Annotated in this window: 16 protein-coding genes and 2 riboswitches; of the genes, 12 read left to right on the plus strand and 4 right to left on the minus strand. The window is 39.0% G+C overall.

The genetic code is table 11. The annotated features are described in order from the left end of the window. The first annotated feature begins 276 nt into the window (after nt 1-276). The 4 genes from AC1DRF_RS07810 to AC1DRF_RS07825 all read left to right on the plus strand — a co-directional run bounded on the left by AC1DRF_RS07810 (nt 277) and on the right by AC1DRF_RS07825 (nt 2825). Complete coding sequence (locus tag AC1DRF_RS07810) at nt 277-1122, plus strand: patatin-like phospholipase family protein (protein WP_477740547.1); 846 nt, start codon at nt 277-279, stop codon at nt 1120-1122. Nucleotides 1123-1139: 17 nt separating this feature from the next. Then, entirely contained in the window at nt 1140-1334 is a 195-nt protein-coding gene (locus AC1DRF_RS07815; protein ID WP_013055990.1) for a hypothetical protein, read from the plus strand. Nucleotides 1335-1481: 147 nt separating this feature from the next. Continuing rightward, nucleotides 1482-1808 carry a hypothetical protein gene (locus AC1DRF_RS07820; RefSeq protein ID WP_013082248.1) on the plus strand — a complete coding sequence of 109 codons (327 nt, stop codon included), beginning with the start codon at nt 1482-1484 and terminating at the stop codon, nt 1806-1808. A gap of 312 nt (nt 1809-2120) precedes the next feature. Beyond that, nucleotides 2121-2825, plus strand: coding sequence for a cell wall hydrolase (locus AC1DRF_RS07825; protein WP_477740548.1), 705 nt, complete (start codon nt 2121-2123; stop codon nt 2823-2825). 25 nt (nt 2826-2850) lie between these two features. Here AC1DRF_RS07825 and AC1DRF_RS07830 read toward each other — a convergent pair whose 3' ends face one another. After that, nucleotides 2851-3210: a YueI family protein gene (locus tag AC1DRF_RS07830; protein WP_013082250.1), complete on the minus strand. Its 360-nt coding sequence runs from the start codon at nt 3208-3210 to the stop codon at nt 2851-2853. A gap of 675 nt (nt 3211-3885) precedes the next feature. Here AC1DRF_RS07830 and AC1DRF_RS07835 point away from each other — a divergent pair. From AC1DRF_RS07835 to AC1DRF_RS07855, 5 genes are all read left to right on the plus strand, one after another. Then, nucleotides 3886-4173, plus strand: a complete 288-nt coding sequence (locus tag AC1DRF_RS07835) for a hypothetical protein (RefSeq protein ID WP_013055995.1) — start codon at nt 3886-3888, stop codon at nt 4171-4173. A 230-nt stretch (nt 4174-4403) separates the two neighbouring features. Next, nucleotides 4404-5702: an NCS2 family permease gene (locus AC1DRF_RS07840; protein WP_013055996.1), complete on the plus strand. Its 1299-nt coding sequence runs from the start codon at nt 4404-4406 to the stop codon at nt 5700-5702. Between the two features lie 173 nt (nt 5703-5875). Continuing rightward, the gene (locus tag AC1DRF_RS07845) at nt 5876-6250 is read left to right on the plus strand and encodes a cytochrome-c oxidase (protein ID WP_377575957.1); all 375 of its coding nucleotides are present in this window, start codon (nt 5876-5878) and stop codon (nt 6248-6250) included. 204 nt (nt 6251-6454) lie between these two features. Further along, the gene (locus AC1DRF_RS07850; RefSeq protein ID WP_013055998.1) at nt 6455-6718 is read left to right on the plus strand and encodes a hypothetical protein; all 264 of its coding nucleotides are present in this window, start codon (nt 6455-6457) and stop codon (nt 6716-6718) included. A gap of 48 nt (nt 6719-6766) precedes the next feature. Further along, a complete protein-coding gene (locus tag AC1DRF_RS07855) occupies nt 6767-6973 on the plus strand; it encodes a hypothetical protein (RefSeq protein WP_013055999.1) in 207 nt (68 codons plus the stop codon). A 57-nt stretch (nt 6974-7030) separates the two neighbouring features. On the opposite strand, the gene AC1DRF_RS07860 is transcribed toward AC1DRF_RS07855, so the two are convergent. From AC1DRF_RS07860 to AC1DRF_RS07870, 3 genes are all read right to left on the minus strand, one after another. Next, nucleotides 7031-7828, minus strand: a complete 798-nt coding sequence (locus AC1DRF_RS07860) for an HAD family hydrolase (protein ID WP_427075470.1) — start codon at nt 7826-7828, stop codon at nt 7031-7033. Between the two features lie 381 nt (nt 7829-8209). Next, nucleotides 8210-11653, minus strand: coding sequence for a methionine synthase (metH, locus tag AC1DRF_RS07865; protein ID WP_477740549.1), 3444 nt, complete (start codon nt 11651-11653; stop codon nt 8210-8212). Continuing rightward, the gene (locus AC1DRF_RS07870) at nt 11654-13492 is read right to left on the minus strand and encodes a bifunctional homocysteine S-methyltransferase/methylenetetrahydrofolate reductase (RefSeq protein WP_477740550.1); all 1839 of its coding nucleotides are present in this window, start codon (nt 13490-13492) and stop codon (nt 11654-11656) included. Nucleotides 13493-13599: 107 nt separating this feature from the next. Continuing rightward, nucleotides 13600-13706, minus strand: a riboswitch (SAM riboswitch). Nucleotides 13707-14045: 339 nt separating this feature from the next. On the opposite strand from AC1DRF_RS07870, the gene AC1DRF_RS07875 reads away from it, so the two are divergent. The 3 genes from AC1DRF_RS07875 to ribB form a co-directional block, all read left to right on the plus strand. Continuing rightward, nucleotides 14046-15080 (plus strand): YkvI family membrane protein, encoded by a 1035-nt coding sequence (locus AC1DRF_RS07875; protein ID WP_255255727.1) that lies wholly within the window; start codon nt 14046-14048, stop codon nt 15078-15080. Between the two features lie 107 nt (nt 15081-15187). Next, nucleotides 15188-15338, plus strand: a riboswitch (FMN riboswitch). A gap of 279 nt (nt 15339-15617) precedes the next feature. Continuing rightward, complete coding sequence (ribE, locus tag AC1DRF_RS07880; protein WP_013056005.1) at nt 15618-16277, plus strand: riboflavin synthase; 660 nt, start codon at nt 15618-15620, stop codon at nt 16275-16277. Nucleotides 16278-16293: 16 nt separating this feature from the next. Beyond that, nucleotides 16294-16923 (plus strand): 3,4-dihydroxy-2-butanone-4-phosphate synthase (gene ribB, locus AC1DRF_RS07885; protein WP_477740551.1); only part of this gene is annotated, 630 nt, incomplete at its 3' end.

Consider the following 16923-nt stretch of genomic DNA (forward strand, 5'->3'; position numbering starts at 1 on the left):
TTATAAATTTTTTGAATAATTTCAATTTTAAAAATAGTAAAACTAGTTAGCGTTTTCTTTTTTTACAATTTTGCCTTAAAACTGGGAATTAGTAAAGGGTTTTTTGAAAAAATATAAAATAAAATTGAAAAAATAAGTAAAATGTGCTGAGAAATAAAAGGAATTGGTAGCTTTAACGAAAGAGAGAAGCAGGACAGTTCCATCTTTGTTCATCTTTCGTTATAATAAACGAGGTATAATCTTGTCATAAATTATAAGAATTAGAAGGTGTAGAAATTGAAAGATACTGGACTCGTGCTCGAAGGAGGCGGTATGAGAGGCCTTTATACAACTGGAGTTTTAGATTACTTTATGGAAAGAAATCTGTACCTTCCGTATGTAATTGGCGTTTCAGCCGGAGCTTGTCATGCCACTTCTTATTTATCTAGACAAATAGGAAGAAGTCGCAAAGCTAATTTAGATTTTTTAGAGGATCCTCGCTACTTGTCGTGGAAAAATTATTTTAAAACAAAAGAGATATTTGGAATGGATTTCGTTTTTGATGAAATTCCTAATCAGCTTCTTCCATTTGACTTTGAGGCATTTGCTGAGCGTACAGAGAAGCTTGTAGTAGGAKCAACGGACTGCGTGACGGGAGAACCCGTTTATTTTAATGAATATGACCGGGACATTTTGACAGCGGTTCGCGCTTCTAGTTCCCTTCCATTTTTAGCACCTGTCGTTACATATAAAGGAAAAGAGCTGTTAGACGGAGGAATTAGTGATCCGATTCCAATCAAAAAAGCAGTGCAGGATGGATATAGAAAAAATATTGTTGTGCTAACGCGAAACGAAGGATATCGAAAAAAGAAATCAAATATGCTTTGGTTATTGAAGCGCAAATATCGTCATTATGATGGGCTGACTCGTGCGCTTGAGAACCGCTATAAATTGTATAATGAAACATTGTCATATATTGAAGAACAGGAAAGACAGGGGAATATCTTTGTGATTCGTCCGCAAACCCCTCTTGTAGTAGGGCGAATTGAGAAGAATCGTGAGCGTCTCGACGCTCTTTACAACCAAGGATATAAAGAAGCAGAAGCTCAATTTGCATCTCTGCAAAATTGGCTGAACAGTTAAAAGCGAGGTGAAACTGAATGGATGAACAAACAGCAATAAACATGTTGAATGAGTTAAGTGAAGGAAAAGTAACCGAAATTAAAGTTAAAAAAGAAGACTTTCTTGCTTTTCGCCCTTTTTTAGTAAATCGCCCTGATTTCAAACATTTTCGTGGAATAGCTGGACGCGGTGGAGATTTCACCTATACGTATCTAGAAATTCCTAGGAGCTAAACGAAATGATGGCATTATTTGATTATGCCTTATATAATGGATGTATGAGCCTGTATAGTAGAGAATATACTGTTACAAGTGCTTGTGCGTTTATTTAGTAACGTACGGTAAGAGCGAATAAACGTGTTTAGTTATAGGAGGGATATTATGGATGAGTTTCGAAAAAGTACAGCACCTTTTTATTTTGCAGATCATATATGGAAAGATAAAAATGGAATGACGACTTATGGGATGCTGTTAACGAACCGGCCCGAAGATGACGGGGACTATGACCTCCATTCGTTATTAGAAGAAGCATATGTAGACCATAAAAAAATTCTAATTACTACTGTTTACGACAACAGTGAACAGCAGTTGACCGGATACGTGATACATTTATCAGATGATCAAGACGTCTTTACGTTTATGGATGATACGGGTGCTAAGCTAGTGATTGATTTCTATGATGTTGTAGAAATTGAGATCGAAGATTAAAAAAAGCTGAATGTTGATTACAACATTCAGCTTTTTTGTGTAAAAGTAGATGAATTTAAATGTTTATCATAAGAATTATAAGGGAAAAACGAATGAAGAAATTTCTGATTAAACTGAAATGAAGCGGGAAAATATACCTGTATTTCAGAAAAATTACCGTGATTATGACAAAAAACAAGGTACAATGTCATAATTGTGTTCCGAACGTAATTTTGTTCATCAAAGTTAAAGAAATGTAATTGAATCGTTCGGTGAAACCCCTATATAGCTATGATAGAGTAATACCATACGAAATTTCAGGAGGTATTACCTATGAAACATAGTTATATGRAATCAATGGTAGTAGCTTGTTTAGCTACTCTTTCATTTATAGGTTTTAATGCAACAGCTACGGCTGCAACTAATTATAAAGTAGTCAAAGGCGATAGTCTTTGGAAGTTAGGTAAAAGATATAGTGTAACAATTGACGATATTAAAAAATTAAACAATCGTCAAGGGGATATGATTTATATTGGTGAAACATTAGCGATTCCGAGTAAGACAAAAGTGCTGGCTGCTGAAACAACGGAACCTTCAACGGCAACACCGGCTAAGCCAGAAGCGAAACCAGAAGCAAAACCCGCAGAGCAGGAAACACCTGCAGTTTCGATTTCAGCAAGTGAAAAAGATTTATTAGCTCGCTTAGTAGAAGCTGAAGCAAAAGGCGAATCATATGAAGGAAAAGTAGGGGTAGCAACAGTGGTGTTAAACCGTGTAGATTCTCCGAAGTTTCCAGATACGGTAACAGGAGTTATTAAACAAGTTGTCGGAAAAGCATACGCTTTTTCACCGGTCCAAAACGGATCAATTAACAAACCTGCTTCAGAAGATTCGAAAAAAGCAGTAGAGCAAGCATTGACTAGAAAAGATCGTTTAGACGATTCCATTTACTTTTATAATCCAAAAACAGCTACCGATAACTGGATTCGTTCACGTGCTGTAATTAAAACAATTGATCATCATGTATTTGCCAAATAAAAAAGAGCCGTTCTGGCTCTTTTTTTTAGTCTAAAAAAATATCTCGTTCCAAACTGCCTTCAGAACCTGTTAAAACCAGACCAATATCGGTATCAGCTTCTAAGTTCTGAACGATAGTAAAAGGCACTTTATGTTGGTTAGCCGCTTGAATATAGGGGGAGAGGTATGAGTAAGACAAGGAGCCATTTAAAAACAAATGACCGTCTTTCACTTTTTTTAAAAGAGGCTTTATTTTTGCTGCATCCTTTTTCATGACTTGCCCTTTTTTTAGCGCAAGTTCAATATTCTCACGTAGAGCAGTTAAGAAATATCTTCTTTCGTCTCTTTTTGTTTCCTTTGCTCCGTACATTCCTCGTTCTAAGTATTCTTCTAGTTGATCAGACATTGCGTCACTTCCTTTCGTTATAAACTATAAACGATTATGGCTATAAGTAAAAGGGACAGGAAAAAAGGAAAATCACTGTGCTATATCACCTGTTTTTTTGCTGAGTACAAAGAAAAACAAAAAATGTGTTGAAATTTAGCCTAAAATATTGTTTAATGTAAATAGATAGAAAATCATATCGGTTTTTTATTAAAGGTTTGTAAGCGATTACAGATATACATACATAGCAGCGTTTGGGGAGACGCTCCTATGATTTTATGTTCAAAGCGCATTGTATAAAAAGGGGATTATATAGCTTTAGGGCATATACGGTCAAGCAAAGGGTCAGATAAATTAATAAAAAATCGTTATGTATTTTCATAAGAAGAACGGTCAACATTTTTGTTGAGCGTTCTTTTTATGCGTTCATATTATGTTTATTCCTCATTGCAGCAGGTGCTGAAAATCGTAAAGGTCCATTCCTCGTTTCATCTCTCTTATTTTACATAAGTTACATGTAGTATGTTTCAAAGCCTTAAAAAATATATGTCTCTACGCTTGTTTAATCCTAACGAGGTGGTAGAAAAGGAATATTTTTTAAGAAATCACAAAAAAAGAGGCGATTGCCTATGCAAGAAGTAGGTGAATAACATATGTAATAAAGAGAATGAAATATAATTTGAGGAGGCATGTATCATGCAAGAATTTGATATTAATGACATAAGAAGACCATTCGGTGGTTTTGGAGGCTTTGGTCGTCCAGGATTCGGTTTCGGTCGCCCAGGTTTTGGTTTCGGTCGTCCTGGTTTTGGCTTTGGCCGTCCGGGGTTCGGCTTTGGCTTTGGTCGCCCTTGGGGTTGGGGCTTTGGAGCTCCATTTCTTGGAGGATTAGTTCTTGGAAGTGCATTAGGAGGTCCAGGTTATTACGGTTATCCAGCACCATATTATCCGCCGTACCCACCATATTATCCTTATTATTATTAAAACAATGAGCGCTGATAAAGCGCTCTTTTATTATGTCCAGTCCAAGATATATATAGAATGAATGCAAGACGTTACGTTTAGAAAATGATAACAGTTTTAAATAAGGAATGAACGCTTAAGCTAAAGGAGACAAGTTTTCCTTGCAACAATTGTTGATTTTGCTATAATAACTTCGGTGGCATTTTTGGTCACTGGGTGGGCGAGGGATAGATGAAAAGAAGGAAATTAGATTGAACGCATTATTTGAAAAGTTGTTTCGTTTAAACGACCACCAAACAACTGTTGGAAAAGAAAGTTTAGCTGGGGTCATTTCATTTCTTTCCATCGTGTATATTATTGCCGTTAATTCAACCATTTTGTCTGATGCTGGTATTCCGCTTGAAGCAGGAATATTCGCAACAGTAGCTTCGGCTTTTGTAGGCTGTGTTATTATGGCTTTTTGGGCAAACGCGCCTCTTATTTTGGTGCCAGGTATGGGGATTAATGCATTGTTTACGTATACGATGGTTCAATCAATGGGGTTATCTTGGCAAGAAGGGTTATTAGCAGTAGTGATATCCGGCTTTCTTTTTATAGCATTAGCTTTCTCACGACTGTCTGCCAAAATTGTCTCTTCGATTCCGCATTCGCTAAAAGAAGCGATAACAGTCGGTGTTGGCTTATTTTTAACATTTATCGGTTTGCAAAAAGGGAAGCTTGTAGTTCCAAGCGAAAACACTTTTGTAGCACTTGGAGACTTGTCAGATCCGTTTGTGATCAGTACGCTGTTGACGTTAATTATCACAATCGTACTGTTTATCCGAAATGTGAAAGGTAACTTTTTGTTAAGCATGATTGCTGGATCAGTCCTTGCCTTCTTACTTGGTGTAAGAAGCGGTGCAGAAAAAGGACAGTCCGCTGGGAGCGTGAACGACTTCTTTAGCAGCTTTGGCACATTGTCTTTTGGAGCTATTGGAGACGTTGCGTTTTGGGCAGCTGTCTTTTCATTAACAATGGTATTGATTTTTGAAAATATCGGTTTGCTGCATGGTCAGCTAGGTATGATGAATCAAGATAGCAAATTTCCGCGGGCCTTTCAAGCAACAGCCGCCTCAGCTTTGCTAAGCGGCGTGTTTGGAACAAGTCCAACGGTGTCTTCTGTAGAAGGAGCATCTGGTATTGCAGCTGGAGGGCGAACGGGTTTAACATCGCTGATTACAGGAGTTTTATTTTTAAGTTCACTTCTGTTTATTCCATTTATCAAGCTGGTTCCAGATAGTGCTATTGCACCTATTCTTATTGTTATTGGAGCATTGATGATTCAAAATATCAAAAACATCAATTTACAGGACTTAACAGAAGGTTTCCCTGCATTTTTAATTATTGCGCTTATTCCTCTTACGTACAGCATTGCTGATGGAATTGCATTTGGGTTCATTGCGTATCCACTGCTTAAATTATTCCTTGGTAAAATGCGTGAAGTATCGATGTTTATGTATGTAAGCGCGCTGTTGTTTTTCTTGAATTTTGTGCTGCATTATATTGCTTAAAATAGACAGCTGAGTACTTTTGCTCAGCTGTTTTTTGTGTTTGCGGTAAAGAATCCTCTTTTTAGATATCATACTCCGTATTTCGTGTCCTTTGGCTAACTTCCGCTTCTAAAATGACGTTTCCTGCGTAAAGTAGTACAGAAGTCGGAGGGGGATATAAGGGGGAGAAAATGATGGGAATTAAATTAATTAAAATATCAGCCGTTTATTTTGGACTTGGCATCATATTGGGGTATTATATGTCAATTGTTCACAGCTACGCTTTGACTCCTGTTCACGTGCACATCAATTTATTAGGATGGACGTCGCTTACGTTAGCGGGACTTATTTATTATTTGTTTCCTGCGTTTAGCGAAAGTAAATTAGCCAAACTGCACGTATGGTTGCATAATATAGGATTACCGGTCATGATGATTGGTTTATTTTTCATGATCGTACTAGAAAACCAAGCTTTTGCACCCGTAGTGGCAGCAGGGGCAACACTTACGGCTATTGGCGTTTTAATTTTCGTATATCACATCCTTAAAAATTTGAAATCTGAACGATAAACGCAGAAGGTCGTTGACGATGACTGCTAATTTCAAAAGGAAAAAGAACCAGCTATAGCGAATATACATGTAAACAAGGTGAAAGTGTGATTTACATAAAGGTGTGCTAGGCATCTTTATAAGGAGGGGTAAGCTGCAAGGATTTCTAGCTCTTATAAAAGCCAATAAAAGGGCTGATTATAAGTTTCTTGCGGCGGAGATACTATGGGAGAACATCAACAATTAGTGCGTGTTAGGGAGCTAGCAAATGAAATTATTCGACTTCGTCTTCAAGACCGTACGACTTATGACGAATTAGAGTTGCAAAATAATGTAGAGTTGTTGTCTCGTTCTGTGGTTGACTTAGTAAACATTATGTTAGCCGAAGATGTGGATTCGTCTACGTCTTTAAAAGCTACAGCTTCTAAAATGAAAATGGTGTATAATAACATGCATCAAGCTGAGAAAAAAGATTATTTGCATTTCTAATTGCTAGGCTCCTTTTCGCCACAAACGAAATGGAGGTGTACGAGGCAGATGCTATCGTCACTAACGACTTCTGAAGCTATTGTAGCATCCGTTCTTGCACTGGTTGTCATTGCCGTTTCCATTATCTTTTTTGCCACTCTTATTATGGTTGTTGTTCGACGAGAAAGAATCAGCAGCTTGGTTAATCACGGAGAGCATGCAGATGGAAAGCAAAAAAGCTTAGGTGAATTTTTTCGTTCTTTACGGAAAAAATAACTACCGTTTTCTTATTAAATAGATAAAAGCGGTCAATTTAAACGTTGACCGCTTTTTTTAGATGGTTTGCTTATTTTTTTCTAAAACAATACCCGCTGCTTCACTAACAGATGACACAACAGCAGAGGCGTGGCGCTGCACAGCTTCAGGAGCTGTAGCCATAGCGAAACTGTTCGGCGTTAATTGAAACATAGGAATATCATTAAATGAATCCCCCACACATGCAATTTCCTCTGGTTTTAGCTGAAGATGATTTAATAAAATTTCAATGGCATTTCCTTTGCTGATATGTTTAGGCATAATATCCAAACACTGCTTGGCAGAAATATATGTATCAATATAATCACCAAACTCTTCGTTCACTTCTTTTTGCAGAGCTACCATTTCATCATGATCTCCAAGAACCGTGATTTTAGATGGAGAAAGAGCGTGACCAAATGAATCCGTCATTTCAATTTGTTCTTCGATAGGGAAAAACATGTGAGTTTCAATCGCTTCAATAACTTCATTTCGCTGCTCTACATAATTCGTGTCGTTTGAACAGACAAGCGTGATACGGTTAGGATCTATCGTTTTTTTATAAAGTTGAACCGCTAAATCATCTTCAAACACTTTTCCATGAAGTTCTTGATTTTCTTTGGTCCACACAAATCCTCCGTTTTGGCTAATGCGATGAAATGTATTATTAATATCAGTAGAAATCTTTAAAATTTCCGTATCCATTCGTCCAGACGCAAGACAAACCTCTACTCCTTGGCGCTGAAGTTCACTAAGTGCGTCTGCATTATGCTGTTCTACGTATTTTTCTTCGTGTAAAAGAGTGCCATCTAAGTCGCTTACAAATAATTTAATCATTGCTTGAAAATTCCTTTCCCTGAAAAATTTGCTGTGACAAGAGCGTTACAAATTTATTACATTCCTTATTCTATCAGTGTTTCCCAAGAAACTCATAAAAAAAGCTCAGACCGGCGGTGAATTCAAAGAGATTAAGACATAACTGCATCAATTTTTTTTGCAGGAGTCTTCGCCTTGCCCTTCAGTCAACAGCTAGAAACAGCTACATGAAATCCAGTTCACGATCACAATGAAAAAAATCCGAACGTAGTTGATTCTCAATTAAGAATCTGGATTTACGGTTCGGATCTTTCTTCAGCTAAAATCCATTTGTCGCAGCCTTTTTTTCAGGTTTGTGCACTGTAAAAAAACAGCCGCGGTCTAAAAGACCGCGGCCATATTTTACAATACGTTAAAATATTTCGCTTCAGGATGTGCAAAAACAAGGGCTGTAACAGAAGCTTCTGGTTCCATCATGAAACCGTCTGTTAACTGAATGCCGATGTCTTCAGGTTTAAGTAATTTAAACAGTTTTGCTTGGTCCTCAAGGTCTGGACATGCAGGATATCCGAATGAAAAACGCTGACCTTGGTATTTGGCTGAAAAACGCTCCGCCATTGTAAAGTCAGGCGAATCGGGGAATCCCCAGCGGTCACGAATTTGCTGATGAACACGTTCTGCTAATCCTTCAGCTAGTTCAAGCGCAAGAGCTTGGAACACGTGACTCTTTAAAAACTCGCCGTTTTCTTTGAATTTCGCCGCGCGTTCGCGAATGCCTGTTCCTGCTGTTACAGAGAAGAAACATACATAGTCCATCTCTTTTTCTTTAGGCTTTGCAAAATCAGATAAGCACAAGAACTGTCCTTTTGCTTGTCGAGGGAAGGTAAAGCGTTCAATTTCTGTTTTTTCATCAGCAGGATCATAAATAATTAAATCATTTCCGTCTGCTTGAGCAGGGAAGAACTGATAAATAACCGCTGGCTTAATTAAGTTTTCTTTTAGTGCCAGTTCGAGCAGGTCATCAACGGTTTCTTTTAATTGAACAGCGCGCTCATCTTTTTCAGCAAGCAGCTTATTCACTTTTCCTTTTAGTCCTAAGTGATGGCCTAAAAGCATCTGCCAGTTAATATACGGAAGAACCTGTGCCAAATCGTAGTGTTTAACAACGTGGCGCTTTAAATCAGCAGGTACAAAAACAGGAGCGTCCGTTGAAATGGCGGATCTTTCTAAAACAGCCGTAGCTGCTTGAGCGGTTTGAGGCTGGCGTTCTCGAACCGTTACTTTCTTTTCTTGCCGCGTTTTTAAATCTGCTAAAAGCTGAATAACTTCTTCTTTGTTCTGCAGCTTATTTGCTAACGCTAATCCGTCCATCGCATCTTTGGCGTAGAGGACCGCACCTTCATATTCCGGGGCAATTTTAAAGTCAGTAAATTTACGGGAAAGGGCAGCGCCTCCTACCATAATTGGAACATCAATGCTTGATTGTGTTAAATCTTGGGCAGTCAAAACCATTTGCTGAGCTGACTTTACTAGAAGACCTGACAGGCCAATGATGTCTGGCTTTTCTTCTTTTACTGCTTCAATCAGCTGCTGGGGCGTTACTTTAATTCCTAAATCTATTACTTTAAAACCATTGTTGCTTAAAATGATGTCTACTAAGTTTTTACCGATATCATGCACGTCGCCTTTAACCGTTGCAAGAATCACTTTGCCTTTTCCAGAATCATTTTCAGTTGCTTCCATATGAGGTTCTAAAAAGGCAACGGATGCTTTCATCACTTCCGCACTTTGAAGCACTTCTGCTACAATCAGCTGGTTGTCATTAAACAAACGTCCAACTTCCGCCATGCCCTTCATAAGCGGTCCGTTAATAATATCTAACGGATCATCATATTGAGCTAAAGCCTGTTCTAAATCAGGAAGCAATCCTTCTTTTGTACCTTCGACAATATACATTGCCAATCGTTCTTCGAGTGTTAACGTAGAAATTTCTACTTTTGCTTCTTTCTTTTTATCACGATAAAAGTCGGTAAACGTGCTTAACGTTTCATCAGTTGTGTTAAATAACAACGCATTAGCAAGCTCAATTTCAGCTTCTGGAATAGAAGCATAGCGCTCTAACTTTTCGGTATTAACAATGGCATAATCGAGTCCAGCCTGCGTACAGTGATAAAGATAAACCGCATTTAGTACTTCACGTCCGACTGGAGGAAGACCGAATGACACGTTACTTACGCCAAGAATGGTCAGGCAATCAGGCAGGGCTTCTTTAATCATTTTAATTCCTTTAACTGTTTCTTCAGCAGAACCAATATATTGTACATCACCAGTCCCTACAGGAAACACAAGAGGGTCAAAAATAATATCTTTTGGATTAAAGCCATGTTTTTCAACAAGCAAATCATGTGAGCGTTTAGCAATCTCTACTTTTCGTTCTGCAGTAACGGCCATGCCTGTTTCATCGATTGTACCCACAACCAGAGCTGCACCGAATTTTTTTACTAGCGGTAAGATTGCATCAAAACGCTCTTCACCATCTTCTAAGTTAATGGAGTTAATAATGACCTTACCTTGCGAGTACGTTAAAGCTTTTTCAATAACTTTCTCGTCCGTTGAATCGATTACAAGAGGAACCTTCACTTTTTTTACAACTTCTTGAATAAATTCCTCCATGTCTTCCATTTCTTCACGGTCCGGATCTGCCAAGCAAATATCAATAACGTGAGCACCATTTTTAACTTGAGCACGCGCAATTTCAGATGCTTCTTCAATTTTTCCTTCCGCAATCAGACGCTTGAACTTGCGAGAACCGATTACATTCGTACGTTCTCCCACAAAAAGAGGGCGCATAGAATCGTCATATACAAGCGGTTCAATACCGGTTACAGCATGGTTATGCTCGGAGCGATCAAGCGAACGGGGCGCAACCTCTTTTACCGCTTCCGCCAGTGCTTTAATATGAGCAGGCGTTGTACCGCAGCATCCGCCTACAAAGTTCAGCCAGCCTTTATCAGCAAATCCTTTAATTTTTTGAGCAAGAAGCTCAGGGGATTCATGATAATTGCCTTCTTCATCCGGAAGTCCAGCGTTTGGATAACAGCTAACTGCTGAAGTGGCTAGGTCTGAAAGAGAGCGAATATGATCCGTCATAAATTCAGGGCCTGTCGCGCAGTTAAGTCCGACTGAAAGAGGCTTCATGTGTTCCAGTGATAAGTAAAAAGATTCGATATCTTGACCAGCGAGAGTTGTTCCCATCGGCTCAATTGTTCCTGAGATCATAATAGGAACTTCGGTTTTTAGTTTTTCAAACGCCGCTGTAATGCCTAAAAATGCGGCTTTTACGTTCAGCATATCTTGACAGGTTTCGACTAAAAGCAAGTCAACGCCGCCGTCTAACAAACCTCGAGCTTGCTCTTCGTACGATTCTACTAACTCAGGGAATGTAATACCTCCGGTAACAGAGAGAGTTTTAGTGGTAGGACCGATAGCTCCAGCTACGAACCTAGGCCATTCGGGAGTTGAATATTTATCGCGGGCTGCACAAGCAAGCTTCACAGCTTCGATATTCAATTCATACGCCAAGTGACCTAAATCGTATTCATCAAGTACGGTAGATGTTGAGCCAAACGTATTGGTTTCAATGATGTCAGCACCTGCTGCAAAGTACTCTTCATGAATGCGCTGAATCACATGAGGCGCTGTTCGAGTCAAATATTCGTTGCAGCCTTCATATTCTTCGCCGCCAAAATCTTCAGCGGTTAAATCAGCATCTTGAATCATCGTTCCCATTGCTCCATCGATGACGAGTATTCGCTTCTTTAGTTGTTGTTCGATAAGTGAGCTCATTTATATCTTCCTTTCTGATGTAACAAGTTGCTTGTCATGAATATAACGTGTTAGAATTTCGGTCATTTCATAGCGCATAAACGGCGTAATTAAGTAAATACCGTCAAATAACTCATATGCTGTATCAATTAAGTTTTTTGCAATCGCAAGACCTTCGACTTCACCGCGGATTCGGTCATTTCCCGTTGTATCCATGCGTTCTAGAATATCTTCTGACAATTTAATTCCAGGTACTTCATGGTGAATAAATCGAGCATTTCTTGCGCTTGTTAACGGCATGATACCGATATATACCGGTGTTGTTAAATGTTTGGTTGCTTCATATACCTCTTCAATTTGCTTAGTTGAATAGAGAGGCTGAGTAATGAAATAGTGAGCCCCGCAGTCGATTTTCTTTTCCAAACGCTGAACGGCTCGGTCTAAGTGACGCACGTTTGGGTTAAAGGCAGCTGCAATGGAAAAATTGGTTTTTTGACCAAGTGGTTTGCCGGAATAAGATAGTCCTTCATTAAACTGAGCGATTAAACTAATCAAGTCAAATGAAGATAAATCGTAGACCGAAGTGGCGCCAGGGAAATCGCCAACTTTTGACGGATCACCGGTAATTGCAAGTACTTGATTCATTCCTAGCGTATGAAGTCCCATTAAATGAGATTGAAGTCCAATTAAATTTCGGTCGCGACAGGTAATATGAATAAGCGGTCGTGCTTTTGTTTCTTGCTGCATCAGTGTTGCCATTGCCAAGTTGCTGATGCGAGGTGAGGCAAGAGAATTATCAGCTAATGTAATAGCATCTACGCCGACTTTATCAAGTGCTTTTGCGYCTTCTAAAAATTTCGTCGGACCAAGCTGTTTAGGCGGATCTAGCTCGACGATAACCGAGCGGCGCTTCTTCACAATTTCATGCATATGAGGTTTATCCTGCTGCTCACGCTCTTGAACCGTAACGGCAGGTCTCATTTTAACGACTTTGCTTGTAATCGGAGGCAGGTCTTTTAAGGCAGATGACATTGCGCGTACGTGAGCTGGTGTTGTACCGCAGCATCCTCCAATTAAGCGAACCCCTTGTTCGCGGAATAAACGCGCGCTTTCTACAAAGTAGTCTTCATTTGTTTCATATTCCAGCTTTCCTTCCACATACGCCGGAAGGCTGGCATTAGGGTAAGYAGATAAGAAAGCACGATCAGGAAGCGGTACTTCTTCAAGAGACTGAATCATATGATAAGGACCTAAACGGCAGTTTAGCCCGACAACATCTGCTCCCAGCGCCTCTAATTCTTTTAATGCATCTGCTAAAGGACGGCCATCTTGAAGTACGCCAATATCATGCAGGGAAACGTGAGTAATAATAGGCTTATCCGTTTCTTTTCTTGCCAGTGTAAGAACGGTTTTTAATTCTTCGAAATCATAGTATGTTTCAAACAAAAGGCCATCCACGCCTTCATTTAAAAGCCAAAACATCTGTTCACGAATGCTTCGCTTAACCTCTTCTAAACTAATAGCGTTTTTTTGGAAAGAACGAATTCCGCCGAGTGTACCAACCACGTAAGCTTGATCTTTTGCAGCTTGTTTCGCTAATTTTACACCAGCAACATTGATGTCTTTGACTGAATCTTCTAATCCATAACGGGCAAGTTTTTGATAATTAGCAGCGTACGTATTTGTTTGAATAACGTTTGCACCAGCTTCTACATAGGCTCTGTGAATACGAGAAACCTCTTCTGGTTTGGTGATGTTTAGTTCTTCAAAACAGCTGTCAATACCGTGTGAGTAAAGGAGGGTACCAGTGGCACCATCCCCAATTAAAATTTTAGACTTTAAATCTTCAAGTAACCCCATGTCAAAACCTCCTTAAATTGTTCCGCTTCTATTTCACGAGTGATTCGTTTTATGCAATATGCCGATAAAATAGAAAAAGTCTTCTTAAGAAGAAGACTTTTTTCGCCTTCTTATCTTCCAAGCAATAAATTGCTTGCTGGATTTAGCACCATGTCTCTAACGACTGGTTGCTGRGGTTTCAAAGGGCCAGTCCCTCCACCTCTCATGATAAGAATCAATTGTATATAATTGAAACATATTTTTTTAAATAGAAAGAATACTTATTTAATAATTTATCTGATTTTTAGAAATTATACAACAGTAAATTGTGAATTTCCAGCAAATATTGAGGAAAATTTAAAAGCTAAAGGGAAAATATCCGTATATTTTGTTTGAAAATGACTGTTATGTTAGGGGTTAAGGAGTTTTTTGTGAGAAATACAAAAAGAAAATGAAAAAAATAAACCAAAAGGCACAAGCACTGGGATATGCGTAGATTTACACGTGAAAAGGCTCGTCTTTTTTTTATCGTTTCTACATATAGTGAACTATGAAGGGTAGAAGGGTGATGGGCATGAAAAGGTGGAAACTCACGCTGCAGGTTGCTGCTACGTATGTAGGCACTGTTGTAGGAGCCGGTTTTGCAACAGGCAAGGAAATCGTTCAATTTTTTACACAGTACGGGGAACTTGGAATGGTCGGAATTTTGGTCAGCGGCTTGTTTTTTATTTGGCTAGGTTCAAAAATGATGCTGCTTTCGCACGCAATTGGGGCTTCTTCTTATCAGCAGCTTAATACATATTTATTTGGTGATGTGCTTGGAAAAGTGGTAAACGGTGTAATGATTGTCATTTTATTTGGAGTAACTTCAGTCATGCTAGCGAGTACGGGAGCAATAGGAAAAGAACAGTTTGGGCTGTGGCCTCCTGTTGGGATGATTTTTACAATTGTTTTAACTTATATATTTATTGCAAAAGGAATTAACGGTATTTTAATGGTTAATTCTCTTGTTGTGCCGATGATGCTTTCATTTGCTTTTATCATCTTTGTGCCGAATATCAGCTATTTCTCACTGATTCAAACGAAGCCGGATTTAACGCTCGTCACGCAGTGGAAGTGGGCGGTTAGTCCCTTTTTATATATTTCCCTRAATCTAGCTTTGGCTCAGGCCGTTTTGGTCCCATTAGGAAGCTCGGTGAAAGATAGGAGCGTGATTACAAAAGGGGCCTTAATAGGAGGATGTGTACTTACGTTTATGCTTGTTTCTACTCATCTTGCCCTTTCCAATTTGCCTTATTCATTTCAACTTGATATTCCGATGAGTGCCGTTGTTAAAAATATCTCAGCGTGGGTGAATGTTTTATTTACGGTAGTTGTGTTGGGCGAGATTTTTACTACATTGATTGGAAATGTATTTGGCATCGCTAAGCAGCTTCAGTCATTTCTTCCCCTCAATGACAAACAAGCTTTTGCGTTTATTATCTTGGCTTGCTTTATTATTGGGCAATTCGGATATGCCCAGCTTCTTGAGTTTTTATATCCGATATTTGGCTATATTGGACTAGCTTTTGTATGGATGCTATGTATTAAAAAAGAAAAAATAAGCTAAAAGCTGGATTTTAAAGAATAGATGTGAAAAAACGAAGTTAAATGATGTGACAAGTCGATTTTACTTTGCTATAATGTAAAACAAATAAGACTATAGCAGTCGAATATATTATCCTTCGGGGTCGGGTGTAAGTCCCAACCGGCGGTGATAAAGCGTATGCTTTTAAGCCCGTGACCCGTTTTCATACGATGTATGTTAGCGGTGGATCTAGTTAAAATCTAGAGCCGACAGTAAAAGTCTGGATGGGAGAAGGATCAGGAAGCACAGTTGTTTTTTTTGTGTTGAATTAATAAGGGGCACGCTTGCCTTTTTTAAAGCTACCCTTGTTTTTGTACGCAAAATATAACTGTTTATTTCGTATACAATTAGCGGAATTTTGCATAGATAAAACTGATTCAGCTCAGCCGACCCCTTGGACATTTGTTCAAGGGGCTTTTTTATTTTCAGTGGTTGGGGGAAAGATAAATATGAAAAAAAAGCAGCTGCTATTTCAAAACGGTATAAGAAGTTGGAATAGCGCCAAAGCAGGTGAAGAAAATGTTCACAGGTATTATTGAAGAAATTGGAAAAATAAAACGTATTCAAAAGGCTACAGAAGCAATTGTTCTTACGATTGATGCGAAGACCGTGTTAGAAGATGTGAACTTAGGAGACAGTATTTCAGTTAACGGCGTTTGTTTAACCGTAACGGCTTACTCTCAAAATGAATTTACGGTCGACGTCATGCCGGAGACGATTAAAGCAAGTACCCTTCAGCTTCTAACCGTTGGATCACGTGTTAACTTAGAGCGGGCGATGGCTGCAAATGGCCGGTTTGGAGGGCATTTCGTTAGCGGACACGTTGATGGAATTGGGACTATTGTAAGCAAAACACGTAAAGGAAATGCTTTTTATTATGAAATTCAAGTCGATCCTGAACTTCGTGAATTTATGATGTTAAAAGGATCTGTTTCTGTAGACGGAACAAGTCTTACTATTTTTGATGTCAGCAACCAATCATTTACTATTTCTCTTATTCCTCATACGGTGCTTCACACAGTCGTTGGAGACAAACAGCGAGGAGACAAGGTGAATATTGAATGCGATATGTTAGCTAAATATATGCATCAGATGATGACAAATAAGTCAACTCCTGGCGCCTCGAATCGTTCAGGTAACATGAAGGATTTATTGCAGCAGCATGGTTTTACAAATTAACAGTGAGGTGAAAGAGATGTTTCATAAAGTAGAAGAAGCCATTGAAGAGTTAAAAAAGGGAAAAGTGGTTATTGTATGCGATGATGAAGATCGAGAAAACGAAGGAGATTTTATTGCATTAGCCGAAAAAACGACGCCTGAGGTTATTAACTTTATGGCTACTCATGGAAGAGGATTAATTTGTACACCTGTTAATGAAGAAATTGCGCATAAATTGAATCTTCACCCGATGGTAGCGAACAATACGGATGTACATGGCACAGCATTTACAGTAAGTATTGATCATATTTCAAGTACAACAGGTATCAGTGCATACGAACGTTCTGCTACCGTTATGGCTCTTGTAAATGAAGCGACGGTAGCAAGTGATTTTCAACGCCCAGGACATATTTTCCCATTGATTGCAAAAGACGGGGGCGTTCTGCAGCGTGCAGGTCATACAGAGGCTGCTGTTGATTTAGCAGTATTAGCAGGAGGAAAGCCTGCGGGTGTTATTTGTGAAATTATGAATGAAGATGGAACAATGGCACGTGTACCGGATTTAACAAAAATTGCAGAGCAATTTGATTTAAAAATGATTACAATAAAAGATTTGATTGCCTACCGCCGCAAACATGACCAGCTTATTAGCCGTGAAGTAGAAGTG

This window comes from Priestia sp. P5_B4 (genome assembly GCF_056400385.1).

What these genes read in the sequence shown, in the direction of transcription:
- AC1DRF_RS07835 (WP_013055995.1), top strand. Translation starts at nt 3,886, where the DNA reads ATGCAAGAATTTGATATTAATGACATAAGAAGACCATTCGGTGGTTTT.
- AC1DRF_RS07855 (WP_013055999.1), top strand. Translation starts at nt 6,767, where the DNA reads ATGCTATCGTCACTAACGACTTCTGAAGCTATTGTAGCATCCGTTCTT.
- AC1DRF_RS07850 (WP_013055998.1), top strand. Translation starts at nt 6,455, where the DNA reads ATGGGAGAACATCAACAATTAGTGCGTGTTAGGGAGCTAGCAAATGAA.
- AC1DRF_RS07820 (WP_013082248.1), top strand. Translation starts at nt 1,482, where the DNA reads ATGGATGAGTTTCGAAAAAGTACAGCACCTTTTTATTTTGCAGATCAT.
- AC1DRF_RS07830 (WP_013082250.1), bottom strand. Translation starts at nt 3,210, where the DNA reads ATGTCTGATCAACTAGAAGAATACTTAGAACGAGGAATGTACGGAGCA.
- ribE (WP_013056005.1), top strand. Translation starts at nt 15,618, where the DNA reads ATGTTCACAGGTATTATTGAAGAAATTGGAAAAATAAAACGTATTCAA.
- AC1DRF_RS07845 (WP_377575957.1), top strand. Translation starts at nt 5,876, where the DNA reads ATGGGAATTAAATTAATTAAAATATCAGCCGTTTATTTTGGACTTGGC.
- AC1DRF_RS07815 (WP_013055990.1), top strand. Translation starts at nt 1,140, where the DNA reads ATGGATGAACAAACAGCAATAAACATGTTGAATGAGTTAAGTGAAGGA.
- AC1DRF_RS07860 (WP_427075470.1), bottom strand. Translation starts at nt 7,828, where the DNA reads ATGATTAAATTATTTGTAAGCGACTTAGATGGCACTCTTTTACACGAA.
- metH (WP_477740549.1), bottom strand. Translation starts at nt 11,653, where the DNA reads ATGAGCTCACTTATCGAACAACAACTAAAGAAGCGAATACTCGTCATC.